16 protein-coding genes are annotated in these 16,374 nt (G+C 65.8%); all 16 read left to right on the forward strand.

The features are described from left to right. The first annotated feature begins 1 nt into the window (after position 1). The 16 genes from ndk to ACS5PK_RS06100 all read left to right on the forward strand — a co-directional run bounded on the left by ndk (position 2) and on the right by ACS5PK_RS06100 (position 16,371). Positions 2 to 427: a nucleoside-diphosphate kinase gene (ndk, locus tag ACS5PK_RS06025; protein WP_439439342.1), complete on the forward strand. Its 426-nt coding sequence runs from the start codon at positions 2 to 4 to the stop codon at positions 425 to 427. Between the two features lie 207 nt (positions 428 to 634). After that, entirely contained in the window at positions 635 to 1,813 is a 1,179-nt protein-coding gene (gene rlmN, locus ACS5PK_RS06030; protein ID WP_439439343.1) for a 23S rRNA (adenine(2503)-C(2))-methyltransferase RlmN, read from the forward strand. A gap of 74 nt (positions 1,814 to 1,887) precedes the next feature. Next, a complete protein-coding gene (gene pilW, locus ACS5PK_RS06035) occupies positions 1,888 to 2,670 on the forward strand; it encodes a type IV pilus biogenesis/stability protein PilW (RefSeq protein ID WP_439439344.1) in 783 nt (260 codons plus the stop codon). Further along, on the forward strand, positions 2,663 to 3,691 hold the full coding sequence (locus ACS5PK_RS06040; protein ID WP_439439345.1) for a RodZ domain-containing protein: 1,029 nt from the start codon (positions 2,663 to 2,665) through the stop codon (positions 3,689 to 3,691). Before pilW ends, ACS5PK_RS06040 begins: the two co-directional genes overlap by 8 nt. Before the next feature lie 76 nt (positions 3,692 to 3,767). Next, a complete protein-coding gene (gene ispG, locus ACS5PK_RS06045; RefSeq protein ID WP_439439592.1) occupies positions 3,768 to 5,033 on the forward strand; it encodes a flavodoxin-dependent (E)-4-hydroxy-3-methylbut-2-enyl-diphosphate synthase in 1,266 nt (421 codons plus the stop codon). A gap of 19 nt (positions 5,034 to 5,052) precedes the next feature. After that, entirely contained in the window at positions 5,053 to 6,348 is a 1,296-nt protein-coding gene (gene hisS, locus ACS5PK_RS06050) for a histidine--tRNA ligase (protein WP_439439346.1), read from the forward strand. A gap of 39 nt (positions 6,349 to 6,387) precedes the next feature. Continuing rightward, positions 6,388 to 7,071 carry a YfgM family protein gene (locus tag ACS5PK_RS06055; protein ID WP_439439347.1) on the forward strand — a complete coding sequence of 228 codons (684 nt, stop codon included), beginning with the start codon at positions 6,388 to 6,390 and terminating at the stop codon, positions 7,069 to 7,071. A 5-nt stretch (positions 7,072 to 7,076) separates the two neighbouring features. Next, entirely contained in the window at positions 7,077 to 8,213 is a 1,137-nt protein-coding gene (gene bamB, locus ACS5PK_RS06060; protein WP_439439348.1) for an outer membrane protein assembly factor BamB, read from the forward strand. Positions 8,214 to 8,264: 51 nt separating this feature from the next. Further along, the gene (gene der / locus ACS5PK_RS06065) at positions 8,265 to 9,602 is read left to right on the forward strand and encodes a ribosome biogenesis GTPase Der (protein ID WP_439439593.1); all 1,338 of its coding nucleotides are present in this window, start codon (positions 8,265 to 8,267) and stop codon (positions 9,600 to 9,602) included. A 78-nt stretch (positions 9,603 to 9,680) separates the two neighbouring features. Beyond that, positions 9,681 to 9,926 carry an RNA chaperone Hfq gene (gene hfq / locus ACS5PK_RS06070; RefSeq protein WP_285982313.1) on the forward strand — a complete coding sequence of 82 codons (246 nt, stop codon included), beginning with the start codon at positions 9,681 to 9,683 and terminating at the stop codon, positions 9,924 to 9,926. Positions 9,927 to 9,971: 45 nt separating this feature from the next. Continuing rightward, complete coding sequence (gene hflX / locus ACS5PK_RS06075) at positions 9,972 to 11,279, forward strand: GTPase HflX (RefSeq protein WP_439439349.1); 1,308 nt, start codon at positions 9,972 to 9,974, stop codon at positions 11,277 to 11,279. Further along, entirely contained in the window at positions 11,276 to 12,562 is a 1,287-nt protein-coding gene (hflK, locus tag ACS5PK_RS06080; RefSeq protein WP_439439350.1) for an FtsH protease activity modulator HflK, read from the forward strand. The genes hflX and hflK overlap by 4 nt, the downstream gene beginning before the upstream one ends. Before the next feature lie 13 nt (positions 12,563 to 12,575). Then, positions 12,576 to 13,472: a protease modulator HflC gene (gene hflC, locus ACS5PK_RS06085; RefSeq protein WP_439439351.1), complete on the forward strand. Its 897-nt coding sequence runs from the start codon at positions 12,576 to 12,578 to the stop codon at positions 13,470 to 13,472. Between the two features lie 38 nt (positions 13,473 to 13,510). After that, the gene (locus ACS5PK_RS06090; protein WP_439439352.1) at positions 13,511 to 13,699 is read left to right on the forward strand and encodes a DUF2065 domain-containing protein; all 189 of its coding nucleotides are present in this window, start codon (positions 13,511 to 13,513) and stop codon (positions 13,697 to 13,699) included. 132 nt (positions 13,700 to 13,831) lie between these two features. After that, the gene (locus tag ACS5PK_RS06095; protein WP_439439353.1) at positions 13,832 to 14,995 is read left to right on the forward strand and encodes an ATP phosphoribosyltransferase regulatory subunit; all 1,164 of its coding nucleotides are present in this window, start codon (positions 13,832 to 13,834) and stop codon (positions 14,993 to 14,995) included. Between the two features lie 32 nt (positions 14,996 to 15,027). Further along, positions 15,028 to 16,371 carry an adenylosuccinate synthase gene (locus ACS5PK_RS06100; protein ID WP_439439354.1) on the forward strand — a complete coding sequence of 448 codons (1,344 nt, stop codon included), beginning with the start codon at positions 15,028 to 15,030 and terminating at the stop codon, positions 16,369 to 16,371. Positions 16,372 to 16,374 lie beyond the last annotated feature (3 nt).

Below are 16,374 nucleotides of genomic sequence, written 5' to 3' on the forward strand. Positions count from 1 at the left end.
AATGGCCATCGAACGCACCCTTTCCATCATCAAGCCCGATGCCGTGGCCAAGAACGTCATCGGCCAGATCTACTCGCGCTTTGAAGGCGCCGGCCTCAAGGTCATCGCCGCCAAGATGGCTCATCTGTCGCGCGGTGAAGCCGAAGCCTTCTACGCTGTGCACAAGGCCCGTCCCTTCTTCAACGATCTGGTGAACTTCATGATCTCCGGCCCGGTGATGATCCAGGTGCTGGAAGGCGAAGGCGCCATCCTGAAGAACCGCGACCTGATGGGCGCTACTGACCCGAAGAAGGCAGAGAAGGGCACCATCCGCGCCGACTTCGCCGACAGCATCGACGCCAACGCCGTTCACGGCTCTGACGCTCCCGAAACCGCCGCTGTGGAAATTGCCTTCTTCTTCCCCGGCATGAACGTCTACAGCCGCTAAGTCGCGCAAAGCCTCTTGCAGCTGGCCTCAAGGGGCGAGTCGCAACAAAGCCGCCTCAGGAGGCCGTCATCGCGGCCGTGCTGCCTTGTGCAGTGCCTGGGGCGGTCGGCATTTGATTGAAGAACGCCCCAGACCTGCCGCCGAGAGCCGGGCCCCTTGAGGGCCAGTAGGCTGGGGCGGCTCGGCGTTTCCTTGAGAGGCAAGACCATGAACGACGCGGTCAATCCACCCGGACTCACGAACCTGCTCGGGTTCGATCTCGAAGGCTTGGCCGCGTACTGCGAGCAGCTGGGGGAGAAGCGCTTCCGCGCGACCCAGCTCTTCCGCTGGATCCATCAAAAAGGGGCGTCTGACTTTGCGCAGATGTCTGACCTGGCCAAGTCCCTGCGGGACAAGCTGGCCACCCGCGCCTACATCCAGGCGCTGCCGGTGATTTCCGAGCAGGCCTCTTCCGACGGCACGATCAAGTGGCTGTTCGATGTGGGGCAGGGCAATGCCGTCGAGGCGGTGTTCATTCCCGAGGACGATCGTGGCACGCTGTGCGTGTCCAGTCAGGCCGGCTGTGCCGTGGGCTGCCGCTTCTGCTCCACCGGCCACCAGGGGTTCAGCCGCAATCTCGAGACCTGGGAGATCCTGGCCCAGCTGTGGTTTGCCGAGCACCATCTGCGCGTGCGTTTGAATACGCCGGAGCGCGTCATCAGCAATGTGGTGATGATGGGCATGGGCGAGCCGTTGCAGAACTATGCGGCCCTGGTGCCGGCGCTCAAGGTCATGCTGGACGACCACGGTTACGGCCTCTCGCGCCGCCGGGTCACGGTCTCGACCTCAGGCGTGGTGCCCATGATGGACCGCCTGCGCGAGGATTGCCCTGTTGCCATGGCCGTGTCCCTGCATGCCCCCAATGATTCTTTACGCGACCAACTGGTGCCGCTGAACCGGAAGTACCCGATCGCCGAGTTGCTGGCGGCCTGCAATCGCTATCTGGACGCTGCACCGCGCGACTTCATCACCTTCGAGTACTGCATGCTCGACCAGGTGAATGACACGCCCGAGCAGGCCGAGGAACTGGTGCGCCTGCTCAAGGGCAAGGTGCCCTGCAAGCTCAACCTGATTCCCTTCAACCCCTTCCCTGCCTCCGGCCTAAAGCGCAGCCCCAAGGAGCGGGTTCAGGCCTTTGCAGAGGTGCTGATCCGGGCAGGCATCGTCACCACCGTGCGCAAGACCCGCGGCGACGACATTGACGCCGCCTGCGGCCAACTGGCCGGTGAGGTGCAAGATCGCACCCGCGCGCATCTACGCATGGTGCGGCCAGTGGTTGTGGTGAAGAATGCGGTCGACCGTCCTGCCGATGGCGCGAGCACCGTGCCGGGGCAGCCTACTTCCTGATCCCGAGCTACGCTCCCTCCATGATGACGCCAGCGATCGTGTTTCAGAGTCCTCACCGTTTTCTGCGCCCCCTGATGCTGAGGGGCCTTCTGGCCCTCTCGGTGGCGATGCTCCTGCCAGGCTGCGCCAGCACGGGCTCGGGCAGCTCGGCCGAGCCCAAGACGGAAAGCGACCGCACCGACTTTGACCGCCGGGCATCCGTGCGCGTCGAGCTGGCCACCGGCTACTTTGCTCGCGGTCAGTACGACACCGCGCTGGATGAGATCAAGCAGGCCCTGGCCTTGAAGCCCGAGCTGCGTGAAGCCGTCAACCTGCGCAACCTGGTCTATGCGGCCATGGGCGAGACAGCAATGGCCGAGGAGGGCTTCAAGCGCGCCCTGAACGCAGCGCCGACGGACGGCGATGCCATTCACAACTACGCCTGGTTCCTCTGTCAGCAAGGCCGGTGGACACCGTCCCGCGCACTTTTCGAGCAGGCGCTGGCCTTGCCCAACTATCGCGGCAGCGGCCGGACGCTGCTGGCTCGTGGCGTCTGCGAGGCTCGCAACGGCGAATGGCCGGCCGCAGAGCGCAGCCTCTCCAAGGCTTTCGAGATGGATCCGGCCAATCCCGCCGTGGCCCTGAATCTGGCTGAAGTGCTTTACCACCAGCAGCAATACGAGCGTGCCCGCTTCTACGCACGCCGCATCAATGCGCAGGCCGATCTGGTCAATGCGCAGAGCCTGTGGCTGGAGCTGCGCATTGAGCGCAAGCTCAACAATGGTGTGGTGGTGGATGACCTCAGCCAGCAGCTGCGCCGTCGTTTCTCCGACGCCGTGGAGACCCAACGTCTGCGGGATGGGCGCTTCGATGAGTGAGGGTCAGGTGTTCCCTGAGCAGGAGGCCACGGGCCTGGGACTTCGGCGTGCTGAGCCGACGACCGCAGGCGCCAAGCTCAAGGCGCTGCGCGAGGCGGCCGGCATGCACATCGGCCTGCTGTCTGCCACCCTCAAGGTGCCGCAGGCCCGCCTGGAGGCGCTGGAGGCAGATCGGCTGCACGAACTGCCCGATGCCACCTTTGCCCGCGCGCTGGCCAAGGCCGTCTGTCGCGTGCTGAAGGTCGACCCTGCTGATGTCCTGAAACTGTTGCCGGCCTCGACAGAGCCGGGGCTGGAGCGGGTGAGCAAGGGCCTGAACCAGCCCTTCAAGGCTCAGGCGCTGGGCGGGGAGGGCGTGAGCCTGGCCGTGCTGCGCAAGCCGGTGGTGCTGGCGCCCTTGGGCCTGCTGCTGGCGGCGCTGGCGGTGTACCTGGTGCCCACGGATCTGGTCTCGCGCTGGCGCATGGCCGGCGCTCCGGCAGCGAGCGAGCCGGCCTTCGAGCCGCATCCGACGCCGGTGGCCGAGCCCGCGTCTGCCGTGGTGTCTCCTGCGCTTGCGCCCGCCCTTGGGGTGTCTGCGGCGCCGGGGACTGCTGCGGCCTCAGCAGCGCTGCCTTCACCGGCCACGTCTGTCGACGCCGCCCCTGGCGTGACACAGTCCGCACCTGCTCCATCGCCTGTCGTGACCGAGCCTTCGCGGCAGGTGCCCTTGACGACCGCAACGTCCGTGGCAACTCCCCTTGCAAGCCCCGCTGGCCCAGGCTCCGCCCCCACCACCACCGGCCTTGCGCCTCTGGTGCTGCGTGCCAGCGCTGACAGCTGGGTGGAGGTGGTCGATGCACGTGGACAGGTCCAGTATTCCCGCCTGATGCGTGCCGGCGAGGTGGCCGACCTGCAGGTGCAGACACCAGTCAAGTTGCGCGTAGGCAATGTATCCGGCACCAGCCTGAGCCTGCGCGGTGAGACGGTGGACCTGCAGACCCGTTCCCGTGACAACGTGGCACGCCTGGAATTGCCCTGAGCGGCTCCGCCTCGTGCCCGGTGAGCCGAACTAGCTGAAAGAAGTGATGAGTGTGACCCCGACGACCCCGCCTGAAATGCCTGAGGGCCTTGACGCCATCGCTGCGGCCAGTCCGGCCGCGCGCCGCAGCCGCCAGGCCCGCGTGAGCTGGGGCGACCGCGTCGTGACCATCGGCGGCGACGCCCCGGTGCGTGTGCAGTCCATGACCAACACGGACACCGTGGACGTCATCGAGACCGCGATCCAGGTCAAGGAACTGGCCGTGGCCGGGTCGGAGCTGGTGCGCATCACGGTCAACACGCCGGAGGCCGCCGAGGCTGTGCCTCATATCCGCGAGCAGCTCGACCGCATGGGCATCGACGTGCCCCTGGTCGGTGACTTCCATTACAACGGCCACCGCCTGCTGACCGAGTTCCCGGCCATGGCCCAGGCCCTGTCCAAGTACCGCATCAACCCGGGCAATGTGGGCAAGGGTGACAAGAAGGACCGCCAGTTTGCCCAGATGATCGAGGCCGCGATGAAGTACGACAAGGTCGTGCGCATCGGCGTCAACTGGGGCAGCCTGGACCAGGAGTTGCTGGCCCAGATGATGGACGACAACGCCCGTCGCGCGCAGCCCTGGGATGGCCAACAGGTCATGTACCAGGCATTGATTCAATCGGCCCTGAGCTCGGCCAGCTATGCCCGAGAGCTGGGCATGAACCCGGACAACATCATCATCAGCTGCAAGGTCAGCGGCGTGCAGGACCTGATCTCGGTCTATCGCGCCCTGAGCCAGCGCTGCGACTACGCCCTGCACCTGGGCCTGACCGAGGCTGGCATGGGCACCAAGGGCACGGTCGCCTCGGCGACGGCCCTGTCCATCCTGCTGCAGGAAGGCATTGGCGACACCATCCGTGTCTCGCTGACGCCCCAGCCTGGCGAGTCGCGCACCCAGGAGGTGGTGGTGGCCCTGGAGATTCTGCAGTCCCTGGGCCTGCGTGCCTTCAATCCCAGCGTCACGGCCTGCCCGGGTTGCGGCCGTACCACCAGCACCACCTTCCAGGAGCTGGCCAAGCAGATCGACGACTACCTGCGCGCCCAGATGCCCATCTGGCGTGCCAAGTACCCGGGCGTGGAGAACATGAAGGTGGCCGTCATGGGCTGCATCGTCAACGGCCCTGGTGAGAGCAAGCATGCCGACATCGGCATCAGCCTGCCGGGTACCGGTGAGGCGCCCGCGGCCCCCGTGTTCATCGATGGCGAGAAGGCCCTGACCCTGCGCGGGGAGGGAATCGCCACCGAGTTCCAGACCCTGGTCGAGAACTACATCGAAAAACGTTTCGGCGCTCAGAACGCCTGAGCCTGCCGCGAGAGAGTCCATGAGTGATCAGAAGAAGCAGCCCCTCCAGGCCGTGAAGGGCATGAACGACATCCTGCCGCCGGACTCGGCGCGCTGGGAATGGCTGGAAGCGAAGATGCGCAGCGTGCTGCAGCGCTACGGCTACCAAAACGTGCGCACGCCCGTTGTCGAGCCCACGGCCCTGTTCGTGCGCGGCATCGGCGAGGTGACCGATATCGTCGAGAAGGAGATGTACGCCTTCGAGGACAAGATGAACGGTGACCACCTGGCCCTGCGCCCCGAGGGCACGGCCGGCGTGGTGCGGGCCATGATCGAGCACAGCTTCCTGCGCGAGGGCGGCAAGCGCCTCTACTACTTCGGCCAGATGTTCCGCCACGAGCGTCCGCAAAAAGGGCGCTACCGCCAGTTCCACCAGATGGGCATTGAGGCCTTGGGTTTTGCTGGCCCAGACGTCGATGCCGAGGTCATCCTGCTGGCCCGCACCCTGTGGCGCGAGCTCGGCCTGGTCGAGGGCCGTGACGTGGTGCTGGAGATCAACTGCCTGGGTCAGTCCGACGAGCGCAAGGCCCACCGCGAAGCCCTGATCGCTTACCTGGAACAGCACCAGGACGTGCTGGACGAGGAAGCCAAGCGCCGCATGTACAGCAACCCGCTGCGCGTGCTGGACACCAAGAACCCCGCCATGCAGGCCATGGCCGAAGCCGCGCCCAAGCTGCTGGACTTCCTGGGGGAGGCCTCGCTGGCCCACTTCAACGGCGTGAGGGCGCTGCTGGATGCCGTGGGCTTGGAGTACCGCATCAACCCGCGTCTGGTGCGGGGCCTGGACTACTACAACCTCACTGTCTTCGAGTGGGTCACCGACAAGCTGGGCGCACAGGGCACCCTCTGTGCCGGCGGCCGCTATGACGGTCTGATCGAGCAGCTGGGTGGCAAGTCCACGCCGGCCGTGGGTTTCGGCCTGGGGCTGGAGCGCTTGCTCCTGCTGCTGGACACCCTGGGCACCGACATGGACTTGCCCGTGCCTGATGCCTACGCCATCGTGCCTTCGGCCCAGGGCCTGGGTCAGGTCATGCAGGCCCTCGAGGCACTGCGCGCTGCCGGCATCTCGGTGGTGCTGCACCCGGGGCAGGGCAGCATGAAGTCCCAGTTCAAGAAGGCTGATGCCAGCGGCGCCCGCCTCGCGCTGATCTTCGGCGAAGACGAATTGGCCCGTGGCGAAGTGGGGCTCAAGCCTCTGCGCGAGGAAGGTCAGGCCCAGTCCAGCCGCAAGCTGGCTGAGGTGGCTTCCTGGGCCCAGGAACTCCGCAACGCATAATCGCGGCTCACTCACCCCATTCCCTACCGAACACAAGCAATGGCGTCGCATCTCGATCTGGAAGAACAGGAACAACTGGAAGCGCTCAAGGCCTTCTGGAAGCAGTGGGGCAACCTCATCAGCTGGGGCGTGACCGCCGTGCTGCTGGCCTATGCCTCGTGGACGGGCTGGAACTGGTGGCAGCGCGACCAGGGTGCCAAGGCCTCGGCACTTTACGAACAGCTGTCCAACCAGGTGGAAGCCGGTGATGTGGACAAGGCCAATGCCGCCTTTGCCATCCTGAAAGAGCGCTTCCCCTCCACTGTCGCGGCGGCGCAGGGAGCGCTGCTGCAGGCCAGACTGCAGCACGACAAGCAGAACAATGATGGCGCCCGCGCCACCCTCGCCTGGGCTTCACAGAATGCTGGCGATGCCCTCTATCAAGACCTGGCACGGCTGCGCCTGGCTGCCCTGCAGATCGATGCCAAGCAACTCGATGAAGCTGGCAAGAGCCTGGATGGCGTGAAGTCCGCAGACTTCGCCGCCCTGGTGGCCGACCGCCGTGGTGATCTCGCCGTGCTGCAGTCCAAGCCCGAGGTGGCCAAGGCCGAGTACCTGAAGGCTTACCAAGGCATGGACAAGACCCTGGACTACCGCCGACTGGTCGAAGCCAAACTCGCCAGCCTGGGCGCTGCCGTGCCTGAAGAGCCGGCCAAGGATGCAGGCAAGGAGTCTGGCAAGTGAGCAGCATGAAGTCCCTGCAAATGCTTCGCCGCGGCCTGCTGCTGGCGGCCCTGCCGGCGCTGCTGTCGGCGTGCGCGCTGTTCTCCAATTCCAAGGACGCCAAGCCTGCCGCGTTGGAGGCTCTGACGCCCAGCATCGCCGGCAAGGTGGTGTGGCAGCAGCGCATGGACGGCGTCCGCTTCCCGCTGAACACCGTGGCCCTGGCCGACAGCTTCGTCGTGGCTGACAGCGATGGCGTCGTGCAGCGCCTGAATGCCGCCGATGGTGCCGTCATCTGGCGCGCCGCCCTCAAGGAAAAGCTCTCGGCTGGCGTGGGCAGCGACGGCCGCTATGCTGCCGTCGTCACCCGTGACAATGACCTGGTGTCGCTGGACGAGGGCAGGACCCTGTGGCGCAAGCCCCTGTCCGTGCCCATCCTGACGGCCCCGCTGGTGGCCGGCGAGCGCATCTTCGTGCTGACGGTGGATCGGGCTGTGCTGGCCTATGACGCCCTCGATGGTCGCAAGCTCTTCGAGCTCCGCCGTCCCGGTGATCCCCTGACCCTGCTGCAGCCGGGCGCCATCGGCAGCTACAAGGACACCCTGGTCGTGGGCCAGGGCTCGCGCCTGGCTGGCATAGACCCGCTGCGCGGCTCTGTGCGCTGGGAGGCCAGCGTGGCCAATCCGCGTGGCACGAACGAGGTCGAGCGCCTGGCCGATGTGGTCGGTCCCCTGGTGCGCACGGGCGAACTGCTGTGCGCCCGTGGCTTCCAGTCCGCCGTCAGCTGCATCAATGCCGAGCGCGGCTCCACCGTCTGGACCCGCAATGTCGGTGGTGTGATGGGCGTGGGTGGGGATGCTCAGACCGTCGTGGGCGGTGATGCCTCGGACCGGCTGACGGCCTGGCGCACCAGCAACGGTGACGTGCTATGGAATGCCGAGCGGTTCCTGAATCGCAAGCTGTCCACGCCTCTGGTCCTGGGCCAGAGCGTGGTGGTGGGCGACTTCGAAGGCCAGGTGCATTTCCTCAACCGCGAGACCGGCAAGACCCAGCTGCGACTGCCCACCGACGGCTCGGCCATTGCGGCCGCGCCGGTGGCGGCCGGCAACACCATCCTGGTCGTGACCCGCAACGGAGGCCTCTTCGCGCTGCGGCCCCAGTGAGGCCGTGCGCCTGTGGCGCCTCCCGTTTTTTGAAAGAAGAACAAGAACATGATGAAACCCGTGATCGCCCTGGTGGGCCGCCCCAATGTGGGCAAGTCCACGCTGTTCAACCGGCTGACCAAGAGCCGTGATGCCATCGTGGCCGATTTCGCCGGCCTGACCCGCGACCGCCACTATGGCGACGGCCGTCTCGGTGACCGCGACTTCATCGTCATCGACACCGGTGGCTTCGAGCCCGACAGCTCCACCGGCATCGTCAAGGAAATGGCCAAGCAGACCCGCCAGGCCGTGGCCGAGGCGGATGCCGTGGTCTTCGTGGTCGACATCCGCCTGGGCCTGTCCGCCCAGGACCAGGACATCGCCCGCTACCTGCGCACCTGCAACAAGCGCGTGTTCCTGGCCGTCAACAAGGCCGAGGGCATGAGCGAGTCGCCCTTGCTGGGCGAGTTCCATGAGCTGGGCATGGGTGAGCCCCATCCCATCTCCGCCGCTCACGGCCAGGGCATTCGCAGCATGCTGGAAGCCGTGCTGGAGGGTTTCGACTACGGTGACGACGAAGAAGAGGGCGCCGAAGAAGAGCAGGCCATCCGCCTGGCCGTCGCGGGCCGTCCGAATGTGGGCAAGAGCACGCTGATCAACACCTGGCTGGGTGAAGAACGCCTGGTGGCTTTCGACATGCCGGGCACCACGCGCGATGCCATCTCGGTGGACTTCGAGCGCCAGGGCCAGAAGTTCAAGCTGATCGACACCGCCGGCCTGCGCCGCAAGGGCAAGGTCTTCGAGGCCATCGAGAAGTTCTCGGTGGTCAAGACCTTGCAGGCCATCGCCGACGCCAACGTGGTTCTGCTGCTGATCGACGCCACCCAAGGCGTCACCGACCAGGACGCCCACATTGCGGGCTACATCCTGGACAGCGGCCGCGCCGTGGTCGTCGCGATCAACAAGTGGGATGCTGTGGACAGCTACCAGCGCGAGATGCTGGAGCGCTCCATCGAATCGCGGCTGTCCTTCCTGAAGTTCGCGCCCACGCTGAAGATCTCCGCGTTGAAGCGCCAGGGCCTGGGTCCCCTGTGGAATGCGCTGGCCGATGCCTACTCCTCGGCCTACAAGAAGATGACCACCCCGGTGCTGACCCGCCTGATCCAGGAAGCCGTGCAGCACCAGCAGCCGCAGCGCTCGGGGGTCTCGCGGCCCAAGCTGCGCTATGCGCACCAGGGCGGCATGAATCCGCCCATCGTGGTGATCCACGGCAATGCGCTGGACAGCGTCTCGGATGCCTACAAGCGCTACCTGGAAGGCCGCATCCGGGCCCACTACAAGCTCACAGGCACGCCGCTGCGCATCGAGATGCGCTCATCCAAGAATCCATTCCTGGACAAGGACGACTGAATCCCGGGCGCGGGGAAACCCGCGGCTGTGTTAAGGTGCAGTCCTCTCTTCTCCCCCTCTCACAACACGGAGCATATCGTGAGCAACAAAGGACAACTCCTGCAAGACCCCTTCCTGAACCTCCTGCGCAAGGAGCATGTGCCGGTGTCCATCTACCTGGTCAACGGCATCAAGCTGCAGGGCCATATCGAGTCCTTTGACCAGTACGTCGTGCTGCTGCGCAATACGGTCACTCAGATGGTCTACAAGCACGCCATTTCCACGGTGGTTCCCGGCCGCGCCGTGAACTTCCATGCCAACGACGGCGCCGAAGGCGCTGCCTGAGAGGACTCGCCGTCACGACACCGCTCGTGACGGCCTCCACAGACCTTGAGTTCTTCAAGCCATTCCGCCGCGACGCCGCCCTCCGAGGCGGCGCGCGCCATTCTTGTGGGTGTCGATTTCGGACGCGGCGCCCCCTTCGATCCTTCCCTGGACGAACTCGCACTCCTTGCCGAGTCCGCGGGCGATACGCCTGTGGCCCGCGTCACTGCCAAGCGTCAGGCTCCGGATGCCGCACTGTTCGTGGGCTCAGGCAAGGCGGACGAGATCAAGCTGCTGGTGCAGGCCCATGGTGCCCACACCGTGCTTTTCGACCAGGCCATTTCGCCTGCGCAACAACGCAATCTGGAGCGTGTCCTGGGTGTGCCGGTTGCAGATCGCACAGCCCTGATCCTGGAAATCTTCGCGGCCCGAGCCAAGAGCCATGAGGGCAAGCTGCAGGTCGAGTTGGCTCGGCTGCAGTACCTGGCCTCGCGCCTGGTGCGGCGCTGGAGCCACCTGGAGCGCCAGAGCGGCGGTATCGGCATGCGCGGCGGCCCCGGCGAAGCCCAGATCGAGCTGGATCGCCGCATGATCGACGAGCGCATCAAGAGCATCAAGGAACGGCTCAAGAAGGTGCAGCGCCAGCGCAGCACCCAGCGCCGCGCCCGTGCGCGCAATGGCGTGTTCCGCGTCTCCCTGGTCGGCTATACCAATGCAGGCAAGTCCACGCTCTTCAATGCGCTGGTGAAGGCCCGCACCTACGCGGCTGACCAGCTCTTCGCCACGCTGGACACCACCACCCGCTCACTCTACCTGGAGGAGGCGGCTGCCAGTGTGTCCTTGTCTGACACCGTCGGCTTCATCCGCGACCTGCCTCACAAGCTGGTGGAGGCCTTCCAGGCCACGCTGCAGGAAGCGGCCGACGCCGACTTGCTGCTGCATGTGGTGGATGCCGCCTCGCCGGTCCTGGACGAGCAGATGGTCGAGGTGGAGCGCGTGCTTGAGGAGATCGACGCCGCGGGCATCCCGCAGCTGCTGGTCTACAACAAGCTGGACAAGCTTGAGGACAACCAGCGCCCCCGCCAGCCCCTGGACTGGATGGAGCGGCCCAATGGCCAGCGTGTGCCGCGCATCTTCGTCAGCGCCATCAGCGGTGAGGGCCTGGACCTGCTGCGGGCCCAGATCGTCACGAGCATGCGCGAGCAAGGACTGACCCCCGAACCGGGCGAGCCTGATCCGCGCTTGATTTCTCTGGCACAGCCGCCACATGAAGAAGATTGGTCCCGCTCAGGGTCGGAGTCCGGCCCGGCTTCGAACAACGAGGGCAAAGCCGTGGACAATGGCCCGGCGCCCCATTCCAACGAACAGGCATGAGCATGAATCACGCTGAGCGCGCCGCTGGCGCCCCCACGCTGCGAGAGACCGCTGCCGCCGCAGCCGCCTTGCTGCGAGCCCTGCTGCGAGTCCCGACGCTACCGCGCGCCCGCCGCGACGGCGCTTTGCTCAACAGCGGTCGCAACGACGGCCCGCCCGATCTCGATGAGCTCTGGCGCGATTTCAACCGTAAGCTTTCTGGCTTTTTTGGCGGGCGCGGCAGCCCTGAACCGCAGGGCGGTGGCGGTTCCGGCCCCGACATGCGCAGTGCCGGCTTGGGCATGGGCCTGATCGGCGGCGTGGTGGTTCTGGCCTGGCTGGGCAGCGGTTTCTTCACCGTGCAGGAAGGTGAGCAGGCCGTCATCACTTCCTTCGGCAAGTACAGCAAGACGGTGGAAGCCGGCTTCCAGTGGCGCCTGCCCTATCCCTTCCAGGCCCATGAGACGGTGGCGGTGACGCAGCTTCGCTCTGTTGAAGTCGGGCGCCCCACCGTCGTGGTGGCGACGGGCCTGCGCGATTCGTCCATGCTGACCCAGGACGAGAACATCGTGGACATCCGCTTCACCGTGCAATACCTGCTGAAGGATGCTCGCGACTACCTCTTCGAGAACCGCGACCCTGACGAGGCTGTGCGCCAGGCTGCCGAGTCGGCCGTGCGCGAGATCGTGGGCAAGTCCAATATGGATTCGGTGCTGTACGAGCAGCGCGATGCCATTGCTGCCGAGCTGGGCAAATCGGTGCAGGTGCAGCTGGACCGGCTCAAGGCGGGCATCCTGGTCAAGAACGTCAATGTGGGCAGCGTGCAGGCCCCCGAGCAGGTGCAGGCCGCCTTTGACGACGCCTTCAAGGCCGGCCAGAACAAGGAACAGCTCAAGAACGAAGGCGAGGCCTACGCCAACAGCGTGATTCCCGAGGCCCAAGGCAAGGCCGCGCGCCTGCGCCAGGAGGCTGAAGGCTATCGCTCTCGCGTGATCGCCCGCGCCGAGGGTGATGCGCAGCGCTTCAAGTCGGTGCTGGTCGAGTACCAGAAGGCGCCGGCCGTCACCCGCGACCGCATCTACATCGACACCATGCAGCAGATCTACAGCGACGTCACCAAGGTCATGGTGGACAGCCGCAGCGGTTCCAATCTGCTGTACCTGCCCCTGGACAAGTTGTTGCAGCAGGGTGGCTCCAACGTCACGAGCAGTTCGCCCGTGCCGGTGACCGTGGATTCCGCGCCCGCTGCCGTGGCGCCGGTGGACCGCAATCGCGATGCCCTGCGCAATCGCGAAGGCCGTTGAGGGGAGCGCATAGATGAATCGAATCACCAGCATCGTCCTGGGCGCCCTGGTCGCCTTCATGGTCCTGAGCTCGACGATGTTCGTCGTTGACCAGCGCCAGTTCGCCGTGGTCTACGCCCTGGGCGAGATCAAGGAAGTGGTCAGCGAGCCGGGTCTCAAGCTCAAGGCTCCGCCGCCTCTGCAGAACGTGGTTTTCCTGGACCGCCGGGTGCAGACCCTGGACAGCCCGGATCCGCGCCCCATCTTCACTGCCGAGAAGAAGAGCCTGGTCATCGACTGGCTGGTGAAGTGGCGCGTGACCGATCCGCGCCAGTTCATTCGCAACAACGGCAGCAATATGCGCAATGTGGAAGCTCGGCTGAGCCCCATCGTGCAGGCGGCGCTGAACGAGGAGGTCACCAAGCGTGACGTCCGTGCCGTGCTGGCCACCGAGCGCGACAAGGTCATGCAGGATGTCCGGCATCGCCTGGCGGAGGAGTCCAAGCAGTTCGGCATCGAGATCCTGGATGTGCGGATCAAGCGCGTTGACTTTGCCGCCAACATCACGGATGCCGTCTACCGTCGCATGGAGTCCGAGCGCAAGCGCGTGGCCAATGAATGGCGCGCCACCGGCAATGCCGAGGCCGAGAAGATCCGCGCCGATGCCGACCGCCAACGCGAAGTCATTCTGGCCGAAGCCTATCGCGACGCCCAGCTGATCAAGGGCGAGGGCGATGCCAAGGCTTCCGCCCTCTACGCCGAAGCCTTCGGCAGGGATCCGCAGTTTGCGCAGTTCTATCGCTCCCTGGAGGCCTACCGCGCGGTGTGGAAGAACAAGTCCGACGTGATGGTGCTGGACCCCAATTCCGAGTTCTTCAAGGCCATGCGTGGCGCGCCGGCCGGCGGTGCGCCTGCCCCGGCTCGCAAGTAGGCCCTGGGGTCAGTCACCATTCCCTCAGGTCCTGTGACATGAGTCTGGATCTCTTGTGGACGGCCCTGGCGCTGATGCTGCTCATCGAAGGCTTGATGCCCTTGCTGAGCCCTGAACGCTGGCGCGCGCTCTTCCTCCGCATGACGGCGCTCAGTGATGGTCAGATCCGCTTTGTCGGTCTGGCCAGCGTCGGATGCGGGCTCCTGGGTCTGTTGCTGTTGCGCTGATGGGCCGGCGGGGCGAGCCCCATGCCCCGTCTTGCCTACGTGAGCCGCGTTTGCGCGTCACGTAGGCTGCTGCTGTTCGCGGCTCCGGGACTTCCCGGTACAATGCCGTTTTTAACCCCCCCAGAAACGTCCATGGCCTCTGCTTGGCTGCTGCCCGAGCACATTGCTGACGTCTTGCCCTCCCAGGCTCGCCGTATCGAAGAACTCCGGCGTGAACTCCTGGACCTGGCGCGGACCTACGGCTGCGAACTGGTGATGCCTCCCATGCTGGAGCATCTGGAGTCGCTGCTCACCGGTACGGGTCGTGAACTGGACCTCAAGACCTTCAAGCTCGTCGACCAGTTGTCCGGCCGCAGCCTCGGCTTGCGTGCGGACACCACCCCCCAGGTCGCCCGTATCGACGCCCACCTGCTGAACCGCGCCGGCGTGACCCGCCTGTGCTACTGCGGGCCGGTGGTGCACACACGCCCTGAGGGCCTGCATGGCAGCCGTGAGCCGCTGCAGTTCGGCGTCGAGATCTACGGCCATGCCGGTCTGGAAGCCGATCTGGAAGTGCAGGAGTTGGCCATAGCCACGCTGCACAAGGCCGGGCTGAAGGACATCATGCTGGACCTGGGCGACGCTCGCCTGGTGCGGGGCGTGCTGGGCGATGTGAAGCCGGCGGCCGACACATTGGATGCCATCGTCGCTGCCTTGGCTGCCAAGGATGCCGCCAGCCTGGCCCAGGCCACGGCCGGCATGCCCGAGGCTGTGGCGCGTGGCCTGCAAATCCTCATCGGTCTCTATGGCGGCATGGAAGTGCTGGACCAGGCGCGCGAGCAACTGCCTGACCATCCTTTGATCCGAGCCGCCCTGGACGATCTGCGCTGGCTGTCCAGCCATTTGCACCAGAGCCAGCCGGAGCTGCGCCTGGGCTTCGATCTGGCCGATCTGCGCGGCTATGCCTACTACAGCGGCATGCGCTTCGCACTGTACGCTGCTGGCTGCAGCGATGCCGTGCTGCGCGGTGGTCGCTATGACGAGGTGGGGGCGGTTTTTGGCCGTCGACGCCCGGCGGTCGGCTTCAGCCTGGACCTCAAGGCTCTGGTCGCGCTGTGCCCGGTTACGCCCTTGCGGGCTGCCGTTCGCGCGCCCTGGGGTGAGGACGCGTCCCTGCGCGCCGCCGTGCGCGCCTTGCGTGAGCAGGGGGAAACCGTGGTCTGCGTCCTGCCCGGGCATGAACACGAGAACGACGAATTCGACTGCGACCGCGAACTGGTCAGCGTTGGCGGGCAATGGGTGGTGCGCGCGCGTTGACGCGGTCCACCAATCTGAATACTTTTCATTGGATGAGCATCATGCACAGTGAGATCGCGCGCGGCCGTAATGTGGTCGTTGTGGGCACCCAGTGGGGTGACGAAGGCAAGGGCAAGGTTGTCGACTGGATGACCGACCACGCCCAGGGCGTGGTGCGCTTCCAGGGCGGCCACAACGCTGGCCACACGCTGGTGATCAAGGGCGTGAAGACGGCCCTGCAGCTGATCCCATCGGGCATCATGCGCGACGGCGTGGCCTGTTACATCGGCAACGGTGTGGTGGTGGATCCGGCCCATCTGGTGTCCGAGATCGAGCGCCTGGAGAAGGCCGGCGTGGAGGTGCGCTCGCGCCTCTTCATCAGCGAATCCTGCCCCATGATCCTGCCCTTCCACGTGGAAGTGGACAAGGCTCGCGAGGCCCTGCGTGAGAGCAGCGGCAGCGGCAAGATCGGCACCACTGGCAAGGGTATAGGCCCGGCCTATGAGGACAAGGTCGCGCGCCGCGCCCTGCGCTTGCAGGACCTCAAGCATCCCGAGCGTTTCGCCACGAAGCTGCGCGAGTTGCTGGACCTGCACAACCACGCGCTGACCGGCTACCTCAACGCCAGCGCCCTGGAGTTTCAGCCCATCTTCGACAAGGCCATGCTTCTTGCCGAGCAGGTCAAGCCCATGCTGGCCGACGTCGGCTACATGCTGCACAAGGCCCATCAGGCCGGCCAGAACATCCTGTTCGAGGGCGCGCAGGGCACGCTGCTGGACATCGACCATGGCACCTACCCCTATGTGACCTCCAGCAACTGCGTGGCTGGCAATGCCGCTGCCGGTGCCGGCGTGGGCCCGCAGATGCTGCACTACATGCTGGGCATCACCAAGGCCTACACCACCCGCGTGGGCTCGGGCCCGTTCCCGACCGAGCTTGAGTGGGAAAAGGAAGGCACCGTGGGCTACCACCTGTCCACCGTGGGTCAGGAACGTGGCACCGTGACCGGCCGCGCCCGCCGCTGCGGCTGGCTGGATGCTGCTGCGCTGAAGCGCTCCATCATCATCAACGGCATCACGGGCCTGTGCCTCACCAAGCTGGACGTGCTGGATGGCCTGAAGGAGATCCAGATGTGCGTGGGCTATGAGCTCAATGGCAAGCAGATCGACATCCTGCCCCTGGATGCCGACGAGATCGTGGCCTGCAAGCCCATCTATGAGACGTTCCCCGGCTGGACCGAGAGCACCTTTGGCGTGACCCAGTGGGATGCGCTGCCGCTGAATGCGCGCCGCTACCTGGAGCGTGTGCAGGAGGTTATCGGCGCACCGATTGACATGGTGTCCACCGGCCCCGACCGCGAGCACACCATCCTGCTGCGCCATCCCTACCAGGGCTGAAGC

This window comes from Roseateles sp. DB2 (assembly GCF_051857535.1).
GTDB lineage: Bacteria > Pseudomonadota > Gammaproteobacteria > Burkholderiales > Burkholderiaceae_C > Roseateles_B.

Bases quoted from the DNA above. Each gene is read 5' to 3' on its own strand.
- ndk (WP_439439342.1), top strand. From the start codon at position 2: ATGGCCATCGAACGCACCCTTTCCATCATCAAGCCCGATGCCGTGGCC.
- rlmN (WP_439439343.1), top strand. From the start codon at position 635: ATGAACGACGCGGTCAATCCACCCGGACTCACGAACCTGCTCGGGTTC.
- pilW (WP_439439344.1), top strand. From the start codon at position 1,888: ATGCTGAGGGGCCTTCTGGCCCTCTCGGTGGCGATGCTCCTGCCAGGC.
- ACS5PK_RS06040 (WP_439439345.1), top strand. From the start codon at position 2,663: ATGAGTGAGGGTCAGGTGTTCCCTGAGCAGGAGGCCACGGGCCTGGGA.
- ispG (WP_439439592.1), top strand. From the start codon at position 3,768: ATGCCTGAGGGCCTTGACGCCATCGCTGCGGCCAGTCCGGCCGCGCGC.
- hisS (WP_439439346.1), top strand. From the start codon at position 5,053: ATGAGTGATCAGAAGAAGCAGCCCCTCCAGGCCGTGAAGGGCATGAAC.
- ACS5PK_RS06055 (WP_439439347.1), top strand. From the start codon at position 6,388: ATGGCGTCGCATCTCGATCTGGAAGAACAGGAACAACTGGAAGCGCTC.
- bamB (WP_439439348.1), top strand. From the start codon at position 7,077: ATGAAGTCCCTGCAAATGCTTCGCCGCGGCCTGCTGCTGGCGGCCCTG.
- der (WP_439439593.1), top strand. From the start codon at position 8,265: ATGAAACCCGTGATCGCCCTGGTGGGCCGCCCCAATGTGGGCAAGTCC.
- hflK (WP_439439350.1), top strand. From the start codon at position 11,276: ATGAGCATGAATCACGCTGAGCGCGCCGCTGGCGCCCCCACGCTGCGA.
- hflC (WP_439439351.1), top strand. From the start codon at position 12,576: ATGAATCGAATCACCAGCATCGTCCTGGGCGCCCTGGTCGCCTTCATG.
- ACS5PK_RS06090 (WP_439439352.1), top strand. From the start codon at position 13,511: ATGAGTCTGGATCTCTTGTGGACGGCCCTGGCGCTGATGCTGCTCATC.
- ACS5PK_RS06095 (WP_439439353.1), top strand. From the start codon at position 13,832: ATGGCCTCTGCTTGGCTGCTGCCCGAGCACATTGCTGACGTCTTGCCC.
- ACS5PK_RS06100 (WP_439439354.1), top strand. From the start codon at position 15,028: ATGAGCATCATGCACAGTGAGATCGCGCGCGGCCGTAATGTGGTCGTT.